Source organism: Niveispirillum sp. GW835-FHT14G11, from assembly GCF_058793615.1.
Genome location: NZ_JBXAFZ010000011.1, coordinates 27,622 through 42,946 on the forward strand (window position 1 = coordinate 27,622; position 15,325 = coordinate 42,946).

The 15,325-nt window shown below is 64.4% G+C and carries 15 protein-coding genes; 11 read left to right on the forward strand and 4 right to left on the reverse strand.

Annotated features, from left to right (window positions below; genetic code table 11):
- Nucleotides 1–12 precede the first annotated feature (12 nt).
- Complete coding sequence (locus tag AC1Q7F_RS19975; RefSeq protein ID WP_492510104.1) at nucleotides 13–1,212, reverse strand: FAD-dependent oxidoreductase; 1,200 nt, start codon at nucleotides 1,210–1,212, stop codon at nucleotides 13–15.
- 289 nt (nucleotides 1,213–1,501) lie between these two features.
- Between AC1Q7F_RS19975 and AC1Q7F_RS19980 the strand changes: the two genes are divergently transcribed.
- From AC1Q7F_RS19980 to AC1Q7F_RS20020, 9 genes are all read left to right on the forward strand, one after another.
- Nucleotides 1,502–2,443 carry an ABC transporter permease gene (locus tag AC1Q7F_RS19980; RefSeq protein ID WP_492510106.1) on the forward strand — a complete coding sequence of 314 codons (942 nt, stop codon included), beginning with the start codon at nucleotides 1,502–1,504 and terminating at the stop codon, nucleotides 2,441–2,443.
- On the forward strand, nucleotides 2,436–3,248 hold the full coding sequence (locus AC1Q7F_RS19985) for an ABC transporter permease (protein WP_492510108.1): 813 nt from the start codon (nucleotides 2,436–2,438) through the stop codon (nucleotides 3,246–3,248). Before AC1Q7F_RS19980 ends, AC1Q7F_RS19985 begins: the two co-directional genes overlap by 8 nt.
- A complete protein-coding gene (locus AC1Q7F_RS19990; protein ID WP_492510110.1) occupies nucleotides 3,245–4,027 on the forward strand; it encodes an ATP-binding cassette domain-containing protein in 783 nt (260 codons plus the stop codon). Before AC1Q7F_RS19985 ends, AC1Q7F_RS19990 begins: the two co-directional genes overlap by 4 nt.
- On the forward strand, nucleotides 4,024–4,923 hold the full coding sequence (locus tag AC1Q7F_RS19995) for an ABC transporter ATP-binding protein (protein WP_492510112.1): 900 nt from the start codon (nucleotides 4,024–4,026) through the stop codon (nucleotides 4,921–4,923). The genes AC1Q7F_RS19990 and AC1Q7F_RS19995 overlap by 4 nt, the downstream gene beginning before the upstream one ends.
- Nucleotides 4,920–6,044: a class I SAM-dependent methyltransferase gene (locus AC1Q7F_RS20000; RefSeq protein ID WP_492510114.1), complete on the forward strand. Its 1,125-nt coding sequence runs from the start codon at nucleotides 4,920–4,922 to the stop codon at nucleotides 6,042–6,044. Before AC1Q7F_RS19995 ends, AC1Q7F_RS20000 begins: the two co-directional genes overlap by 4 nt.
- 2 nt (nucleotides 6,045–6,046) lie before the next feature.
- Entirely contained in the window at nucleotides 6,047–7,597 is a 1,551-nt protein-coding gene (locus AC1Q7F_RS20005) for an ABC transporter substrate-binding protein (RefSeq protein WP_492510116.1), read from the forward strand.
- Nucleotides 7,598–7,603: 6 nt separating this feature from the next.
- A complete protein-coding gene (locus tag AC1Q7F_RS20010) occupies nucleotides 7,604–7,915 on the forward strand; it encodes a hypothetical protein (RefSeq protein ID WP_492510118.1) in 312 nt (103 codons plus the stop codon).
- Nucleotides 7,908–8,651, forward strand: coding sequence for a hypothetical protein (locus AC1Q7F_RS20015; RefSeq protein ID WP_492510120.1), 744 nt, complete (start codon nucleotides 7,908–7,910; stop codon nucleotides 8,649–8,651). The genes AC1Q7F_RS20010 and AC1Q7F_RS20015 overlap by 8 nt, the downstream gene beginning before the upstream one ends.
- Before the next feature lie 265 nt (nucleotides 8,652–8,916).
- Nucleotides 8,917–11,094, forward strand: coding sequence for a TonB-dependent receptor (locus tag AC1Q7F_RS20020; RefSeq protein WP_492510122.1), 2,178 nt, complete (start codon nucleotides 8,917–8,919; stop codon nucleotides 11,092–11,094).
- Nucleotides 11,095–11,208: 114 nt separating this feature from the next.
- On the opposite strand, the gene AC1Q7F_RS20025 is transcribed toward AC1Q7F_RS20020, so the two are convergent.
- Together AC1Q7F_RS20025 and AC1Q7F_RS20030 are read right to left on the reverse strand one after the other, a co-directional pair.
- Nucleotides 11,209–11,862, reverse strand: coding sequence for a DUF3313 domain-containing protein (locus tag AC1Q7F_RS20025; protein WP_492510126.1), 654 nt, complete (start codon nucleotides 11,860–11,862; stop codon nucleotides 11,209–11,211).
- A gap of 38 nt (nucleotides 11,863–11,900) precedes the next feature.
- Nucleotides 11,901–12,581 (reverse strand): outer membrane protein, encoded by a 681-nt coding sequence (locus AC1Q7F_RS20030; RefSeq protein ID WP_492510128.1) that lies wholly within the window; start codon nucleotides 12,579–12,581, stop codon nucleotides 11,901–11,903.
- Between the two features lie 171 nt (nucleotides 12,582–12,752).
- Between AC1Q7F_RS20030 and AC1Q7F_RS20035 the strand changes: the two genes are divergently transcribed.
- Together AC1Q7F_RS20035 and AC1Q7F_RS20040 are read left to right on the forward strand one after the other, a co-directional pair.
- Nucleotides 12,753–13,442, forward strand: coding sequence for a response regulator (locus tag AC1Q7F_RS20035; RefSeq protein ID WP_492510130.1), 690 nt, complete (start codon nucleotides 12,753–12,755; stop codon nucleotides 13,440–13,442).
- Nucleotides 13,430–14,590 carry an ATP-binding protein gene (locus tag AC1Q7F_RS20040; protein WP_492510132.1) on the forward strand — a complete coding sequence of 387 codons (1,161 nt, stop codon included), beginning with the start codon at nucleotides 13,430–13,432 and terminating at the stop codon, nucleotides 14,588–14,590. Before AC1Q7F_RS20035 ends, AC1Q7F_RS20040 begins: the two co-directional genes overlap by 13 nt.
- Before the next feature lie 144 nt (nucleotides 14,591–14,734).
- On the opposite strand, the gene AC1Q7F_RS20045 is transcribed toward AC1Q7F_RS20040, so the two are convergent.
- Nucleotides 14,735–15,322, reverse strand: coding sequence for a carboxymuconolactone decarboxylase family protein (locus AC1Q7F_RS20045; protein ID WP_492510134.1), 588 nt, complete (start codon nucleotides 15,320–15,322; stop codon nucleotides 14,735–14,737).
- Between the last annotated feature and the right edge of the window lie 3 nt (nucleotides 15,323–15,325).

Sequence of the window (15,325 nt, forward strand, 5' to 3'; positions counted from 1 at the left end):
CGAGACGGTGTATTACAAAATTTGCGCCGACTTGCGCAGGGCTTCGATCATTGAGGAGCGCAGCAGATAGGCCCTGGCGCTTTCCGGATTGCCGATGATACGCAGCAGATCATCCATGATCACGCGCCGCTTGGCGGGATCACGTTCCTGCATGCGCGACCGGTTGCGGTCGGCCTGGGCCAGCACCTCGGCTTCGGCGATGGGGCGGCGCTGACGGGTGTAGCGGTCCAGCAGGTCCAGCGACCCGCCGCGCAGGATCTCCCCCAGCGTGGCCGTCAGGTTGAAGGCGTCATGCAGCCCGCCATTCATGCCCATGCCGCCGCTGGGGCTGTTGATATGGGCGGCGTCACCGGCCAGCACGACGCGGCCATTACGGTAATCGCGGGTGATGCGCATATGGACACGATAGGCGCGGGCCTCCCCGATCTCATAGGCTGTGTCGCGCGGCACGATCTCCTGCATCTTGCGGTCGATGTTTTCCGGCAGCAGTGCTTCCTCGATCGGCATGTCCGGATCAGGGTAGAGGCTGCAGCGCCAGCGGTCGCGCAGGCGCAGCAGGCTGAAGGTCCCATCCTTCTTCCAGACATAGTTGACATTGGACAGGCCGGGCAGATGCTCCTCGAACGGGAAGTCGGTGGTGGCCAGGATTGTCGTTTCCGGATAGGTGACGCCGTCAAATTCCAGTCCGATCAGCCCGCGCACCACACTGCGCGCCCCGTCGGCACCGATCAGGAAGGGGGCCCGCAGCCGCTCCGTTCCCTCCGGTGTCTCCACCTGTGCCGTCACCCCGTCGCCATCCTGTTCCAGACCCGTCAGGCGGGCGGAGAAACGCACCGTGACCAGAGGCTCCGTTTGCAGCCGCTCCAGCAGCAACGCCGACAAGCGCCATTGTTCGCATTGCAGGCGATAGGGATGGGCCGTATCGTCCTTCAGCACCGACAGGTCGAATACCGCGCGTTCATGCGTGTCATGCTGCCGGATCTGCCAGGTCGGGCAGATGCGGCCCTGGGCGATCAGCGGTGCCGCCAGCCCTTCGCCGTCCAGCATGTCCAATGTCGGCGGGTGGAAGGTGGAGGCGCGCAGATCCTGGGACAGGGCTGCATCCTGTTCCAGGACGATGGAGGCAATGCCCTGACGGGCCAGAAGATGGGCCGTCATCAGACCCACCGGCCCGGCGCCGACGATGAGGAGAGGCCGTTGGCTCACTTGCATGATGCGTTCGCTGCTTGTTTGTACGCTGAATTGTATCCACTATAAGACAATGTGGTGGGCTGACAACCCCTGAAATGCACATATTGTATTTATTTAAATACATATAATCCATCGTCATTTTTGTCATCTTCGAGTCGCGAATATATGTAACTTATTGATTTAAATGATAAATTATGATGGATTGGCTTTCTGTCAAAAAGCGCTTGTGCCCATATTGTCTTATAATGTACTCATTGTGACATGATACCATTCCGTTGCGGCATCGATCCTGTGCCGCGGGAGAGGGCGTATGGTGCGGCTTTTGACCTGGGCGCGCGATTTCGCGTTCCTGCTGGTCGCCACGATGACGGTACTGTTCTTCCTGGTGCGGCTGGCCGGTGATCCGGCCATCATGCTGGCGGGTCCGGATGCCACGCCGGCGCAGCTGGATTCCGTGCGCCAGGCCTATGGCTTTGATCGCAGCCTGTTCGAACAATATCTGATCTTCGCCGCGCATCTGCTGCGGCTGGATTTCGGCGCCTCGCTGGTGGATGGCACGCCCGCCCTGGCCAAGGTGCTGGAGACCTTTCCGGCCAGCCTGTCTCTGGCTTTCATGGCCATGGGCCTGAACCTGGCCGTCTCCATCCCCGTCGGGGCCTGGCTGGGTCAGGCGCAGGGCGGGGCGGGGCGGCGGGTGGCGCATGGCGTCCTGTCGGTCATGCAGGGATTTCCGGGGTTCGTGCTGGCCCTGCTGCTGGTCAATATCTTTGCGGTCGGTCTGGAATGGCTGCCGGCCGTCGGGTATAGCGGGCCGGCAAGCTGGGTGCTGCCCGTGATCTCCGTGGCGTCCTTCCTGGCGCCCAAGCTGATCCGGGTGATCGAGGCGAATGCGACGGCGGCCTACCGCTCCCACTATGTACGCACGGCGGTGGCCATCGGGGCCGGGCCGCGCACGATCCTGTGGCGGCATGTCATGCCCAACGCGCTGCTGGGGGCGGCGGCCGTGGTCGGGGCGGAATTCGCCTTCATGGTGACGGGGCTGGTGGTTATCGAGACCATCTTCGCCTGGCCCGGCATCGGCTGGCTGCTGGTACGCTCCACCCTGAACCTGGATTTCCCGGTGGTGCAGGCCATCGTCTTCATTATCGTCATCGCCGTCTTCCTGACCAATGCCGCCACGGAGGCGGTGCAGGCCCGGCTGGACCCGCGGCTGCGCGGGCCGGGCGCCGCGGCGGGGAGTGGACATGGCTGAGCGCGTCCTCACCTCCGGCAAATCGCTGCTGTTCCTCATCGTGCTGGGCCTGTGCCTGCTGGCCTTGCTGACGGGTTCCTCTCTGGTGGCCTTCGATCCCGGCTTCATCGACCTGTCCCGGCGCTTTGCCGCCCCCTTCACCCACGGCCACTGGCTGGGGGCGGATCAGCTGGGGCGCGATGTGGCGGCGCGGCTGCTGGCCGGCCTTTACCGGTCGCTGGGCACGGCGCTGGCGGCGACCGCCATCGCGTTCTGCATCGGCACGGCCCTGGGCCTGCTGGCCGCGCGCAGCACGTCGCTGCTGGGGGCCTTCATGCGGCAATTGACCAGCTTCACCCAATCCTTCCCCGTCTTTGTTCTGGCGGTCAGCGTCATCGCCATCGTCGGCAGCAACGGCTTCTGGTCGGTGGTGCTGACCCTGGGTCTGGCGACATGGCCGGTCTTCGCCCGTGTCGCCTATGCCGAGGGGCGCAGCCTGCTGAAGCGTGAATATGTGCTGGCGGCGGAGATGATGCAGATGGGCACGGCCCGCCTGCTGCTGCGCCATGTGCTGCCGGGACTGGTGCCCAGCCTGTCGGTGCTGGTGGTTTTCCATTTCGCCGACATGATCATCGCCGAGAGCGCCTTGTCCTTCCTGGGCATCGGGGCGCCGCTGGGCGCGCCCAGCTGGGGCGGCATGCTGAATGAAAGCCGGGCCTATATGCTGGTCGCCCCCTGGATGCTGCTGGCCCCGGCCGGCGCCATCATCCTGCTGGTGGTCAGCGCCCATCTGTTCGGCCAGAAGCTGCGGGAAGCCATGGCATGACGATCTCCCCCATCCTGGCAATCCACGACCTCTGCATCGATGCCCCGCCCGCGCGGCGGCTGGTGGAGGGGGTGACGCTGTCGGTTGCCACCGGAGAGGTGCTGGGCATCGTTGGCGAGTCCGGATCGGGCAAGTCGCTGTCGGCCTTCGCCGTGGCCCGTTTGCTGCCCGACGGTATCCGCATTGCCGCCGGCAGCGTGCATCTGGGCGGCCAACGCATCGACAATCTGGACGAGGGGGCGATGCGCAGCTTGCGCGGCGGGCGCATCGGCTTCGTCTTCCAGGACCCGCTCTCCTCCTTCAATCCGGTGCGTACCATCGGCTCGATCCTGGTGGAATCCATCCGCCGGCATCAGGGGCTGGACCGCAAGGCCGCCCGCGCGCTGGCCGTAGAGATGCTGTCGCGCATGCGCCTGCCGGCCCGCAGCGTCGATGCCTATCCGCACCAATTGTCGGGCGGGCAGCGGCAGCGGGCCATGATCGCCCTGGCCCTGGCCAATGGCCCGGACCTGCTGATCGCGGACGAGCCGACGACCGCCCTGGACCCGACCATCCAGTTGCAGATCCTGGCGCTGCTGAAACAGCAGACGGCGGACCGGGCCAGCATCCTGATCACCCATGATTTCGCCGTCGCAGCGGCCATCTGTGACCGGATCGCCGTGATGCACCGGGGCCGGGTGGTCGAAACCGGCCCGGCGGCGGCGTTGCTGGCCCATCCGCAGCATGAATATACGCGCGGCCTACTGCGCCATGCCCGGCTGGGGGGAGAGACATCATGACAGCACCCCTGCTGACCATCGAGGCGCTGGCGGTGCGTTATGGCACCGGCAGCAAGGCCAAGCAGGCGCTGGCGGATTGTCACCTGACGCTGAAGGAAGGCGAGATTCTGGCGGTGGTGGGGGAGTCCGGGTCGGGCAAATCCACCCTGGCCCGCGCCGTGGCCGGCATCGCGCCGGTCAGCGCCGGTGTCATCCGCCTGGACGGGCAGGATCTGGCGGCGTTGAAGGGGGAGGCACGCCGCCGTGCGCGACGGTCGATCCAGATGGTGTTCCAGGACCCGGATGCCAGCCTGAACCCCCGCCATACCATCCGCACCATCCTGTCGGAACCGCTGGAGGTCATCGGCTTTGGTGACCGCGCGGCGCGGGTGGCCCGGATTGCGGCGCTGATGGCGCTGGTCCATCTGGACCCGGCCCTGCTGGACCGGCGCCCCGCCGGCCTGTCGGGCGGGCAGAAGCAGCGCGTGGCCATTGCCCGTGCCCTGGCCATGGAACCGCGTGTACTGATCGCGGACGAGGCGCTGTCGGCGCTGGACGTGTCCACCCAGGCGGCCGTCGCGGCCCTGTTCACGGAGCTGCGTGACCGTCTGGGTCTGGCCATCCTGTTCATTTCCCACGATATGGGCATGGTGCGGCATCTGGCCGATCAGGTCTGTGTCATCCGCGGCGGCCTTATTGTGGAGGCGGGGCCGGTGGCCACGCTGATGCAACGGCCGAAACACCCCTATACCAACCTGTTGCTGGCGGCATCGCTGGACCCCAAGGGTGCGCTGGCCGATCCCGAATTGCTGGCGGCACTGACCCGACCGGGAAAGATGGACGAGGATTATCTGGGCCGCCTGCTGGCCGCGCATCGCGGACGGTCGGGCGCTGCATATGCAGGAGAGGGACCATGATCACCGCACCGCACGAGATGCTGCCCGAGATGACGGCCGAGGATGTCAGCCGGCAGCAGGGCATCGTCGCCCTGCGCCGCTTCCTGAACAGTCAGGTCCGCGCACGCAATATCGAGCATTACGAGACCGAGGGGCAGCCGGCCTATGTCGCCGCCCATGGCCGCGCCCCGCAATCGCATGAGGAGGTGGCCGCCGCCTTCCGGTTGAGCCCCAGCTACCGCACCTGGAGCGCCATGAACCGCGCCGCACAGGAACTGCTGTGGCAGACGGCCGGGGAACCGATCCAGCGCAACATGGCGGGCTTGAGCGCCCATTACCGCCGGTTGGTGGCCGAAAAGCTGCCGCAGGTGGGGGGTGGCCTGTCGCTGAAGCCCGGCCTGACCGGCCTGGGGCGCGTGGCCGATATCGACATCCATCTGCAACCCGGCGGCTATACGCTGGACCGGTCCGACGACGATGTGCTGGCCGGCGCGCTGTATGAAATGGGTGGGCGCATCTATTCGGTGGGGCAGGGGATCGGGGCGGGCGACAGCAAGGCCGGTGCCGTCATCCGCTTCCTGAGCGAGCGCTTTCCGGATTTCAAGCCGGCGCGCATCCTGGATATCGGCTGTTCGGCCGGTGCCGCGGCCTGTGAATATGCGCGGCACTTTCCGGAAGCCGAGGTGCATGCCGTCGATATTGGGGCGGGCATGCTGCGCTATGCCCATGCGCGGGCCCTGGCACTGGGGGCGCGTGTCTTCTTCCATCAGATGGACACCGCGCATCTGGACTTTGCTGATGGCAGTTTCGACCTCGTCGTGTCGCACAATGTGATGCATGAGATCGACAATGACGTGCGCCGCGCCATGATGCGGGAAAGCCACCGCGTGCTGAATGCGGGCGGCATCGCCCTGCATCAGGATGTGCCCTACCGGTTCAAGGACCTGGATATCCCGCAGCAGGTAGAGAAATCCTGGGATGTCGAGTTCAATAATGAGCCGTTCTGGGTGACCTACACCACGGCCGACGTGACCGGCGATCTGGTCGCGGCCGGGTTTGCGCCGGAGATGGTGGGCGAGGAGCGTATCCCCAAGCTGCGGGGGCCGGGCGCCTGGTATGTCGCCTATGGTCGTCGGGGATGAGGATGCGGCGATCCCTGCGCACCCTGTTGCTGCTGGCCCTGGTCCTGGCGGGTCTGGCATCGCCACCCGTCAGGGCGGACGAAGCCGCATCCTTTGACTTGCGCATGGCCGTCAATTCCCTGCCGGCCAGCCTGGGCAACCCGTTCCGGGGCAATGGAAGGCCGGGGTCGCTGGTCTGGTCGGCCCTGTTCGACGCGCTGACGGAACTGGACGCCGACGGGCAGTTGCGCCCGGCGCTGGCCACAGGCTGGGAACCGGCCGGTCCCACGCTCTGGCGGTTCAGCCTTCGGGACGATGTGCGCTTCGCCAATGGCCGTGTGTTCGACAGTGCTGCTGTCGTTGCCGTCATGGAATGGCTGATCTCGCCGGAGGGGCGCCGCACCGTCATCGGCAATGAATTGCGCGGGGTGAAGCTGGTGCGTGCCACCGGTGCGCACAGCCTGGAGATCGAAACGGCGGAGCCGGACCCGATCCTGCCCAAGCGCATGGCCGCCGTGATGATGGTGGAACCGGACCTGTGGCGGCAATTGGGGCCGGACGGTTTTGCCCTGGCGCCCGTGGGCACCGGCAGTTTCCTGCTGACCGGCTGGGACCAGCGGCGGCGGCAGGCGCGGGCCGTGGCCAATCCCCATCGCTGGCGCCCCAGCGCCGTGACCGGCCTGACCTTCATGGAATTGCCCAACGCCGCCGTGCGGGCGCAGGCGCTGCTGTCGGGCGATGTGGATATCGCGGGGGTCGAGATCGACGAGTTGGAACGACTGCGTCGTAACCGCTTTCCGATCCATATCACCTCTTCCATGCAGGTCATGTCGATCGCCTTCCGGGTGGAGGGCACGGCACCGACGGCCCCGCTGCGCGATGTCCGGGTGCGCCGGGCCCTGAACTATGCCATCGACAAGCAGGCCCTGGCCGATGTCCTGCTGGAAGGTCTGGCCGGACCGGCGGGGCAGCCGGCCCCGTCCTTCAGCTTCGGTTACGACCCGGACCTGGCGCCCTATCCCTATGACCCGGCCAGGGCGCGCGATCTGCTGCGCCAGGCGGGCCTTGCCGACGGTTTTGCCCTGACGGCGGAAGTGGTGATCGACAGCGTGCCCGCCGATACCCTGATCTATCAGGCCGTGGCCCAATATTGGCGGGCCGTGGGGGTCGACCTGACCCTGCAGATCATCACCTTCCCGCAATATCTGAAGAAATTCCTGACCAACAGCTGGACCGTCGATGCCTTTGGCGCCTCCTGGAACAGCTCCCCCTATAACGATGCGCTGCGGCCCATGGAGGTCTTCTCCTGCCGGCGGCCCAAGCCCTTCTTCTGTGATCGCGCGCTGGCGGACCGTCTGGGTGCCGCAGCGCAGATCATGGAGGAGGGGGCGCGGCTGACCGCCATGCGGGCCCTGGCGCATGATTATCAGGCGGCGGCGCCGGCCGCCTTCCTGGTCGATCAGATCGACCTGTTCTCCCACCATCCAGCCCTTTCCAACATCGTTGTCCGCAACCGGGTGCCGGATTACCGGATCATCACGCGTGGCGCCGCGACAGGCCAGCCGACGGAGTGACCACCGATGAAATCCGCAGACGCCATCATGGAACTGGCCGGCCTTGTCCGCGGTGCCCGGCCGCCCAGCCTGGACAATGCCGAGACGGAGGCGGTGCTGCGCATCGCCATGGGTTTGCTGCTGGAACTGTCGGTCACCAATGACCGGGTCGACCGGCTGGAACGCGAGCTGGCCGCGCTGCGCGGTGTGCCGGTGGAAAGCCTGAAATCGGCACCGCTCGACCCCGCCGCCATTGCCGATCGGCAGGCGGCCATGGACGGGTTGATGGCGCGGGTGCTGGCCGGTTCGGTGCGCAAGGATGCGGGCGGCCATGTCTGACCCGCGGCATCAGGCGCTGGAATATGGCGGCGGCGGTGTCCTGGGCGTGCTGACCCCGTCCGGCAATCCGACGGTGGAGCCGGAGATGCAGCGGCTGCTGGCGCCCGACATCACCATGCTGACCGCCCGCATGCACAGCACCGACCCGTCGCTGCTGCGCCGTCTGGAAATCTATGCGGAGACGCTGGACGCGACCCTGGACAGTTTCGGGGGCATCGACCTGGACGCCGTGCTGTTCGCCTGTACCGGCACCTCCTATCTGCTGGGACCGGTGGGGGAGGCGGAATTGGTGGCCCGGCAGCAGGCGCGGGGTGTCAGGTTGCTGACGGCGGCGCAGGCGATCCGGGCCGCGGCGGCGGAGGCGGGGGTGCGGCGCGTCGTGCTGGTCAATCCCTATCCGCCGGACCTGCGGGAGAAGGCCATCACCTATTGGCAGGCGGTGGGCTTCGATCTGGCCGATGTCATCGAGGTGCGAAACCCCCAGCCCGGTTACCATGCGATCTATACCTTGCGCAGCGCGGCGGTGTCGGCGGCCCTGGCGCAGGCGGCGGCGGTGCCGGCCGATATGGTCCTGCTGATGGGGACGGGCATGGCCAGCCTCTCTTCCCTGCGTCAATTGGTCAATTCGTCTGCATCAAGAAACAAGTTGATCTTCTCCTCCAATCTGGCGCTGGCCTGGGCGGGACGACGGGCGTTGAACCCGGAGATGGGTGAGCCGCTCACGCTGCTGCGCTGACCGCCCCATCGGTTGTCGTGCCTGATCGGGATTTAGCGAAAATCCTTGCCACTTCCGCTGAACGCCACGGATGTGCGGAGGGTGTTTTGAACAGGTGATTAATGATCCATCAATAGGTCATTTTTCACCTTTCCGAGGCGACAAAGCAGTTGACAACCCCTGCTGCCGAAACCATTCTGCCTCCATATTGTATCATAAAAAATACAACACGGACGGATCGACCCAACGATCCCTCCACGTGATGGCGAGCAGACAGGAGGCAAAGATGAGTAGGAATGTCCTGGCGCGGTGGATCTGCTGCGCCCCGCTGATGGCGCTGCTGACGCCGGTAATGGCGCAGGCCCAGACGGCCGATGCGCCGATCCAGCTTGAAGAGATCATCGTCACCGCCCGCAAGATCACCGAGCGCCAGCAGGAGGTGCCGGTGTCCGTGACAGCAATGAGCCGCGCCGCGCTGGACCGCATCGGTGCCAAGGATATCAGCCAGCTCTCCAATCTGATACCCGGCCTGTCCTATGATCAGGATTTCGGCCGTCGTCTGGACCGCCCCGCCATCCGTGGCCAATCCTCCATCCTGGGCACGCCGAACGCGGCGTCCTTCCTGGACGGTGTTTTCATCCCCGACAGCCTGTTCGGCACCGAAATGGCGTTCGTCGATCAGGTGGAGGTGATCAAGGGGCCGCAATCGGCGCTCTATGGCCGCCAGACCTTCTCCGGCGCCATCTCCTATACCTCGCGCAAGCCGTCCGATGTGATGGAAGGCCAGGTAAAGCTGACCGCCGCGCAGCATGACGAGTATAACGCGCTGGCCATGATCAGCGGCCCGCTGGTGGAGGATAAGCTGGCCTTCCAGTTGGCCGGCAATTACTACACCTATGGCGGCGAATACCGGAACAACAACCCCACCGATGCCTATTACGGCAAGAAGGTCGGGGATGAGGAGACGAAGGCGGTCTCCGGTGCGCTGCTGTTCACGCCGACCGACAATCTGGACATCACCCTGCGCTATTCCTACGGCAAGAACGAGGATGGCGTCGATGCCACGGTGCTGCAGCGGGCCGCCAGCAACAATTGCTTCCGCAATGCCGCCGGCACGGCGTTCCAGTATTATTGCGGCACCGTGCAGGCCAGCCCAGAGCAGATCAGCCTGAACCTGGGCGCGGTCGAGGGCGGTGGTCTGACGCGTGAAACGTCGCGGGCCGCGGCCATCGTCAATTATTATGCCGGCGACATCCAGCTGACCTCCATCACCGGCTACACGGATTCCGACGAGGATCGCAAGGCCGACCTGGATTTCCTGCCGATCACCGGGGCCGGTGGCACCCTGCATGTCCGCGACGGCATCTATATTGAAAGCTTCTCGCAGGAATTCCGTATCTCCAACGACGAGGCCGACGGTTTCCGCTGGCTGGCCGGTGCCTATATGTATGACGAGGACCGGGCGACCGAGCGTTACCTGTTCCCCACCAAGCGCCTTCAGGACAATGGCACCAACACGATCCGCAATTATGCGGGCTTCGCGTTGGTGAATTTTGAGCTGACCGAGGCGCTGTCGGCCGGTGCCGAACTGCGCTACGCGGTGGACAAGCTGGGCCTGGAAGGGGGCGATAACCGCTATAACCTATCCAAGACCTTCAAGAGCTGGAACCCGCGCTTCACGCTGGACTACAAATTTACCGACGGCGTCATGGCCTATGGCGTGGCGGCGCGCGGCAACAAGCCGGGCGGCTTCAATTCCGACGTCCGGTTGACCGGCTCCCAGGTCTATTATGATGAGGAGACGTCCTGGAATTATGAGCTGGGCGTGAAGACCGACCTGTTGGACCGCCGGCTGCGCCTGAATGTCGCCGCCTATTATATCGACTGGAAGGACCAGCAGCTGACGCAGTCGGCCGTGTTCTCCACCGGTTCCATCTCCTATATCGCCAATGCCGGCTCGCTGGAGGTGAAGGGGATCGAGGTGGAGGCGCAGGCCGCCCTGACCGAATGGTGGAAACTGTCGACCGGCATCTCGCTGAACGATCCCGAATATACCAGCGGCACGGATGCCGAGGTCGGGCGCCTGACGGGCAACAGCTCAATCAAGGGCAAGACCGCGCCGAATACCCCGAAATACCAGTTCTCGGTTGTATCGGATTTCGACACCGCACTGACGGATGAGGTCGATGGCTTCATGAACATCGTCTATACCTACCGGTCGAAGAAATATGACCAGGTCGGTAATTTCGCCTCCACCGGCAGCCGCGATCAGGTGGATGCCCGCGCCGGGGTGACCTATGGCGACTACCGGGCGACCCTGTTCGTGAAGAACCTGTTCGACAATATGGACCCGCTGGGCGTTATCCGTTACGTCGATTTCGGCGTCACGGGCAGCCCGCGTGGCTATCAGGTGTCTCTGCCGCGCGGCCGGCAGGTGGGCGTGACCCTGGAAGCCAAATTCTGATGCGTGCCGGCTGACCTCCGGGCAACTGTGCAACGAAAAAAACGCCGCCTGAAACCTTGGGGTTTCGGGCGGCGTTTCCGATTGGGGCGAACGGATGCTCGCTGACCGGATGGTTCAGCGCAACTGTTTCGGCATCGCCTCCGCTCCCTTGTCGATCCCGGTTTCGGCGGCGTCCATCGCACCGAAGGTGGCGCCAATATTCATCGAATTGGGATATTGCTTGGCGATGAACGCCTTCAGCAGGCGCAAGTTCGATGCATCATAGACCTCTGCGGCATAGATCACCGATCCGGTCATTGTCCCTTCACCACCCCGGAAGGATTGGACACCGTTATAGAGCCCGCCCGCGATATCGAAGCGGGACAGGGCCCCCAGCACTGGTGTCGTCGTGCTGGCACCGGTCAGCGTCAGCTGGATACGCAATGTGTTCGGGCCTGGTTGGTTGGTCAGCCGGAAGTGCTTGGACAATTCGTCACTGAAACGCCGGTGCATGTAATCGGCCAGCGATATCCGCTCCGCTTGCGACAAGTCCCCGAACTGGGCATCCAGCCCGCCATACAGCGACACCGGGTCCAGGATCACATAGCGATAGGAACGCCAGTCGACCGCTGTTTCATAAATATAAGGAACACGGCTGTCCCCGTCCGGTCCCGCCGGGCGCATATAGTCGGTGGAGGCAAGGCCCGAATAGGGCACCGGGTCGGGGCTGGCGCAGCCCGCCAGGGCAAGGCAGAGCGCCAGCCCCACGATGGTCCGTGGCATCCGCATGGAAGGTCTCCCAATGATAAAGGCTCTGTGGCGGGGCATCAGAAGTGGTATCGGATACCAACGGTGCCGGAGAGGTTGGACAGTTCCGGTTCGAAGTCGCCATTGACCCCGGCGCCGGCGGCGGCATATTTCAGGCCGCTGATCTGGCTGTAACGGGCCCCCACTTCCAGCACCAGCTGGGACGACAGGCGCAGGCCGACGCCGGCATCCACATGCCACATCAGGCCCCAATCCTTGCCATCGACATTGATGTTGGTGCCGGTCAGGCTGTTACCGCCGGACAGGCGGGTTTCCACCCGTGCGGCACCGGCGCCGGCGCCGATATAGGGCACGATCATGTCGGTGATGGGAATATCCAGGTATCCGGCAATGGTCATGCCCAGGGCGCGGGTGCGCCCGTCACCGCCGAAGCCGGCGGTGCCGAAATCGGACGATTTCAGATCATTGCCGAAATAAACGGCGCTCTGTTCCAGCCGGAAGCCGCCGAAATCATAACCGCCGCCGATCTGGCCGGTGATGCCGACCTTGTATTTGCCATCCTTTGGGAAGGAAGATGAAATCTCGTCCAGGTCCAGCTTCTGCTTGGGCGTGATGCTGCCGCCGCCACGGGCGACGGCATAGAAACCTGTACTGTCAGGCCTTTCCTGGGCATCGGCGACAGCAGCGACAATCATCAGGGCCAGACCGGCCAGCAGCAGGGGACGGGTAAAATGCGACATGGAGCAACCTCGCTTGAATGCGGCGGCCGGGAAGGCCGGCGTCAGCGAAGGAAATGCCTGTTCTGTGTGGATGCCGATGCCAGGATCGATGGAGGAATTGTGGAGCGTACCCTCCATAATCCATCCATCAGCATCCATTATGGATGATGCCCATAAGGAGGAGGGCACCCGATGGGCAGAATATTGATTGTCGAGGATGAGGAGGAAATCGCCGATCTCCTGGCCGCCTATGTGGAAAAGGCCGGCTTTGAGGTTGGGCGTGCCAGCAATGTCGCCGATGCCATCCGCGATCATGCGCGGCTGCGGCCCGATCTGGTGTTGCTGGATATCGGATTGCCCGGTGGCGACGGGCTGGAGGTGTTGACCAGTATCCGCCGCCGTTTCGATACCCCGATCATCATGGTCACCGCCCATGATGACGAGGTGAGCAAGCTGGGCAGCCTGCGTATCGGGGCTGATGATTATGTCGTCAAACCCTTCAACCCGTCGGAGGTGATCGAGCGTATCCGCGCCGTTTTGCGCCGGGTGCAGGGAATGGTGGGCCGCCGCACACTCAGCGTCGGCCGGCTGATGATCGAACTGGATGCTTGCATCGCCTTGTATCGCCCGGATGAGGATGACCAGGAAGTGCGGCTGCCCCTGACGCCCACCGAATTCAAGATACTGGCCCATATGGCCCGCCAGCCGCGCCGGGCCTTTTCCCGCGCGGAACTGCTGGAAGCCGTGGCACCGGAAAGCGAGGCCTATGACCGGGTGATTGACAGCCACCTGTCCAAGCTGCGTCAGAAGCTGTCCGCCGTCGGCTGTGCGGATATGATCGAGCCGGTGCGCGGACTGGGATACCGCCTATGGTCCGCCTAATGAACCGAATTGTCAGCCGCCTGCTGATGCTGGCGGGACTGACAACCCTGATCACCATGGCGGTGGGGCTGGTCATCTATTATCTGTCCACCTATTACCAGTGGCTCAATATCACCAACCATATGCCCCCCCAGGCCCAGGCGGAGCTGCAACAACTGATCGCGTCAGGCCAACGGGGCGATGACCGGTACTTCGAATTGTATGAACGCTATGGCGGGAATCTGTCGGGTGTCACCGATCTGGGCATGATCGGGTTGATCGGTTTCATCTCCGTTCTGACAGGCGGATGTGTGGCGGTGGTGCTGGCCCGACGGATCAGCCGGCCCATCGCCGATGTTGCCCAGGCCGCCGCCCGCGTTTCCGCCGGCGACCGCTCGGCGCGGGTTGATCGGGGAGGTGTTTCGGGCGAAATTGGTGAACTGGTGGAAAGCTTCAACCGCATGGCCGCCGAAATCCAGGCTTATGAACGTGAACGCACGGTGCTGACGGCGGGCATCGCGCATGAACTGCGAACGCCCCTGACCATTCTGAAGGGGCGCCTGCATGGCTTGGCTGACGGGGTGATCGATCCCGCCATCGGTGAGGCACACCGGCTGTTGCGGCAGGTGGAGCAATTGTCGCGTCTGGTGGAGGATCTGCGCACCCTGGCCCATGCGGATGCCGACGAACTGGGTCTCGACCAGCGCCGCCTGCGGATTGATCAGGTGCTGCATACGGCGGTGACTGATCTGGGAGCGTCGGCCGAGCAGGCTGGCGTAACACTGGTGGAGGACTACCAGTCGCTGCGGGTGAAGGGCGATCCCGTCCGGTTGACCCAGGTTTTCAACAACCTGCTGACCAATGCCATCAAACATGCGCCCCGCGGCACGTCGGTCACGGTGAGGCTGCGACAGCAAGGTAACTGGGTGCTGGCGGAGGTGCTGGATGAAGGGGCTGGGTTCCCCTCGGAGGAGGAGGAGAGGCTGTTCATCCCCTTCTGGCGTGGCGCAGCGGACAAGCGCCTGGGCCGGCCCGGCAGCGGTATCGGCTTGGCCTTGGCTGCCAAACTGGCCGAAGCCCATGGCGGCCGCGTCACTGCCCGCAATCGGGCGGACCGCTCTGGTGCCTGTTTTGCGGTGTGGCTGCCGTTGTTGCCAGTAACCGAATAGGCGGATGCCACCATTCCAAGGGCCGATCGGGCATGCCGCTGGCGTGTCGTTTCATCATCACGCGAACAAACGGCCATGCATGTCCTTCACCGATACGCATTCAAGCGCGGCGGAACGATGCACGGGCCGCTGGCGCCCGCTTCGTCAACCATGCTTGCCGATCTCCCAGCCCGACGCTTCCAGGTGCGTTTGCGCGAAATCCCGCGGCGTGGGCTCCAACGTGGTGGCAACCGTATCGTTCCAGCGATTGAAGAAGCCATAGAGTGCGATGACCGAAACGATCTCAACTTGCTGCTCGCGGCTGAAATGCAAGGCCATGGCGGCAAAGTCGGCGTCGCTGACTTGGTTGGGGGTATGGGCGGCCCCCATTGCCACGCGCAGGGCGGCGCGCTCGGCATCGGTGAAGCGGGGGCTCTGCTCGAAATCCCAGATAGCGGCCAGTTTTTCGGCCGCGACGTCGTTACCCTGGGCGCCGGTAGCGGTATGGGCGGAACAATAGCGGCACCCGGCTGCCATGCTGGACATGTACCCGACCAGCCATTTCAGGCCGGAATCCACCGTACCCGGCCCCATGACAACGGCCCACAGGCCACCAGCGGCCCGCAGGATGTCGGGCCGCCAGGCCAGGGTCGGGACGCTGTTGGGCAATTCATGGAAATCGCTGCCGATGAAGGACAGGTCGATGTTGCGTGCCGCCAATTCCTCGGCGGTCAGCGGGGGGATGCGGGTCATCTG

What these genes read in the sequence shown, in the direction of transcription:
- AC1Q7F_RS20025 (WP_492510126.1), bottom strand. Translation starts at nt 11,862, where the DNA reads ATGCGGATGCCACGGACCATCGTGGGGCTGGCGCTCTGCCTTGCCCTG.
- AC1Q7F_RS20030 (WP_492510128.1), bottom strand. Translation starts at nt 12,581, where the DNA reads ATGTCGCATTTTACCCGTCCCCTGCTGCTGGCCGGTCTGGCCCTGATG.
- AC1Q7F_RS20020 (WP_492510122.1), top strand. Translation starts at nt 8,917, where the DNA reads ATGAGTAGGAATGTCCTGGCGCGGTGGATCTGCTGCGCCCCGCTGATG.
- AC1Q7F_RS20035 (WP_492510130.1), top strand. Translation starts at nt 12,753, where the DNA reads ATGGGCAGAATATTGATTGTCGAGGATGAGGAGGAAATCGCCGATCTC.
- AC1Q7F_RS20010 (WP_492510118.1), top strand. Translation starts at nt 7,604, where the DNA reads ATGAAATCCGCAGACGCCATCATGGAACTGGCCGGCCTTGTCCGCGGT.
- AC1Q7F_RS19985 (WP_492510108.1), top strand. Translation starts at nt 2,436, where the DNA reads ATGGCTGAGCGCGTCCTCACCTCCGGCAAATCGCTGCTGTTCCTCATC.
- AC1Q7F_RS20005 (WP_492510116.1), top strand. Translation starts at nt 6,047, where the DNA reads ATGCGGCGATCCCTGCGCACCCTGTTGCTGCTGGCCCTGGTCCTGGCG.
- AC1Q7F_RS20015 (WP_492510120.1), top strand. Translation starts at nt 7,908, where the DNA reads ATGTCTGACCCGCGGCATCAGGCGCTGGAATATGGCGGCGGCGGTGTC.
- AC1Q7F_RS20000 (WP_492510114.1), top strand. Translation starts at nt 4,920, where the DNA reads ATGATCACCGCACCGCACGAGATGCTGCCCGAGATGACGGCCGAGGAT.
- AC1Q7F_RS20045 (WP_492510134.1), bottom strand. Translation starts at nt 15,322, where the DNA reads ATGACCCGCATCCCCCCGCTGACCGCCGAGGAATTGGCGGCACGCAAC.
- AC1Q7F_RS19990 (WP_492510110.1), top strand. Translation starts at nt 3,245, where the DNA reads ATGACGATCTCCCCCATCCTGGCAATCCACGACCTCTGCATCGATGCC.
- AC1Q7F_RS19995 (WP_492510112.1), top strand. Translation starts at nt 4,024, where the DNA reads ATGACAGCACCCCTGCTGACCATCGAGGCGCTGGCGGTGCGTTATGGC.
- AC1Q7F_RS19980 (WP_492510106.1), top strand. Translation starts at nt 1,502, where the DNA reads ATGGTGCGGCTTTTGACCTGGGCGCGCGATTTCGCGTTCCTGCTGGTC.
- AC1Q7F_RS20040 (WP_492510132.1), top strand. Translation starts at nt 13,430, where the DNA reads ATGGTCCGCCTAATGAACCGAATTGTCAGCCGCCTGCTGATGCTGGCG.
- AC1Q7F_RS19975 (WP_492510104.1), bottom strand. Translation starts at nt 1,212, where the DNA reads ATGCAAGTGAGCCAACGGCCTCTCCTCATCGTCGGCGCCGGGCCGGTG.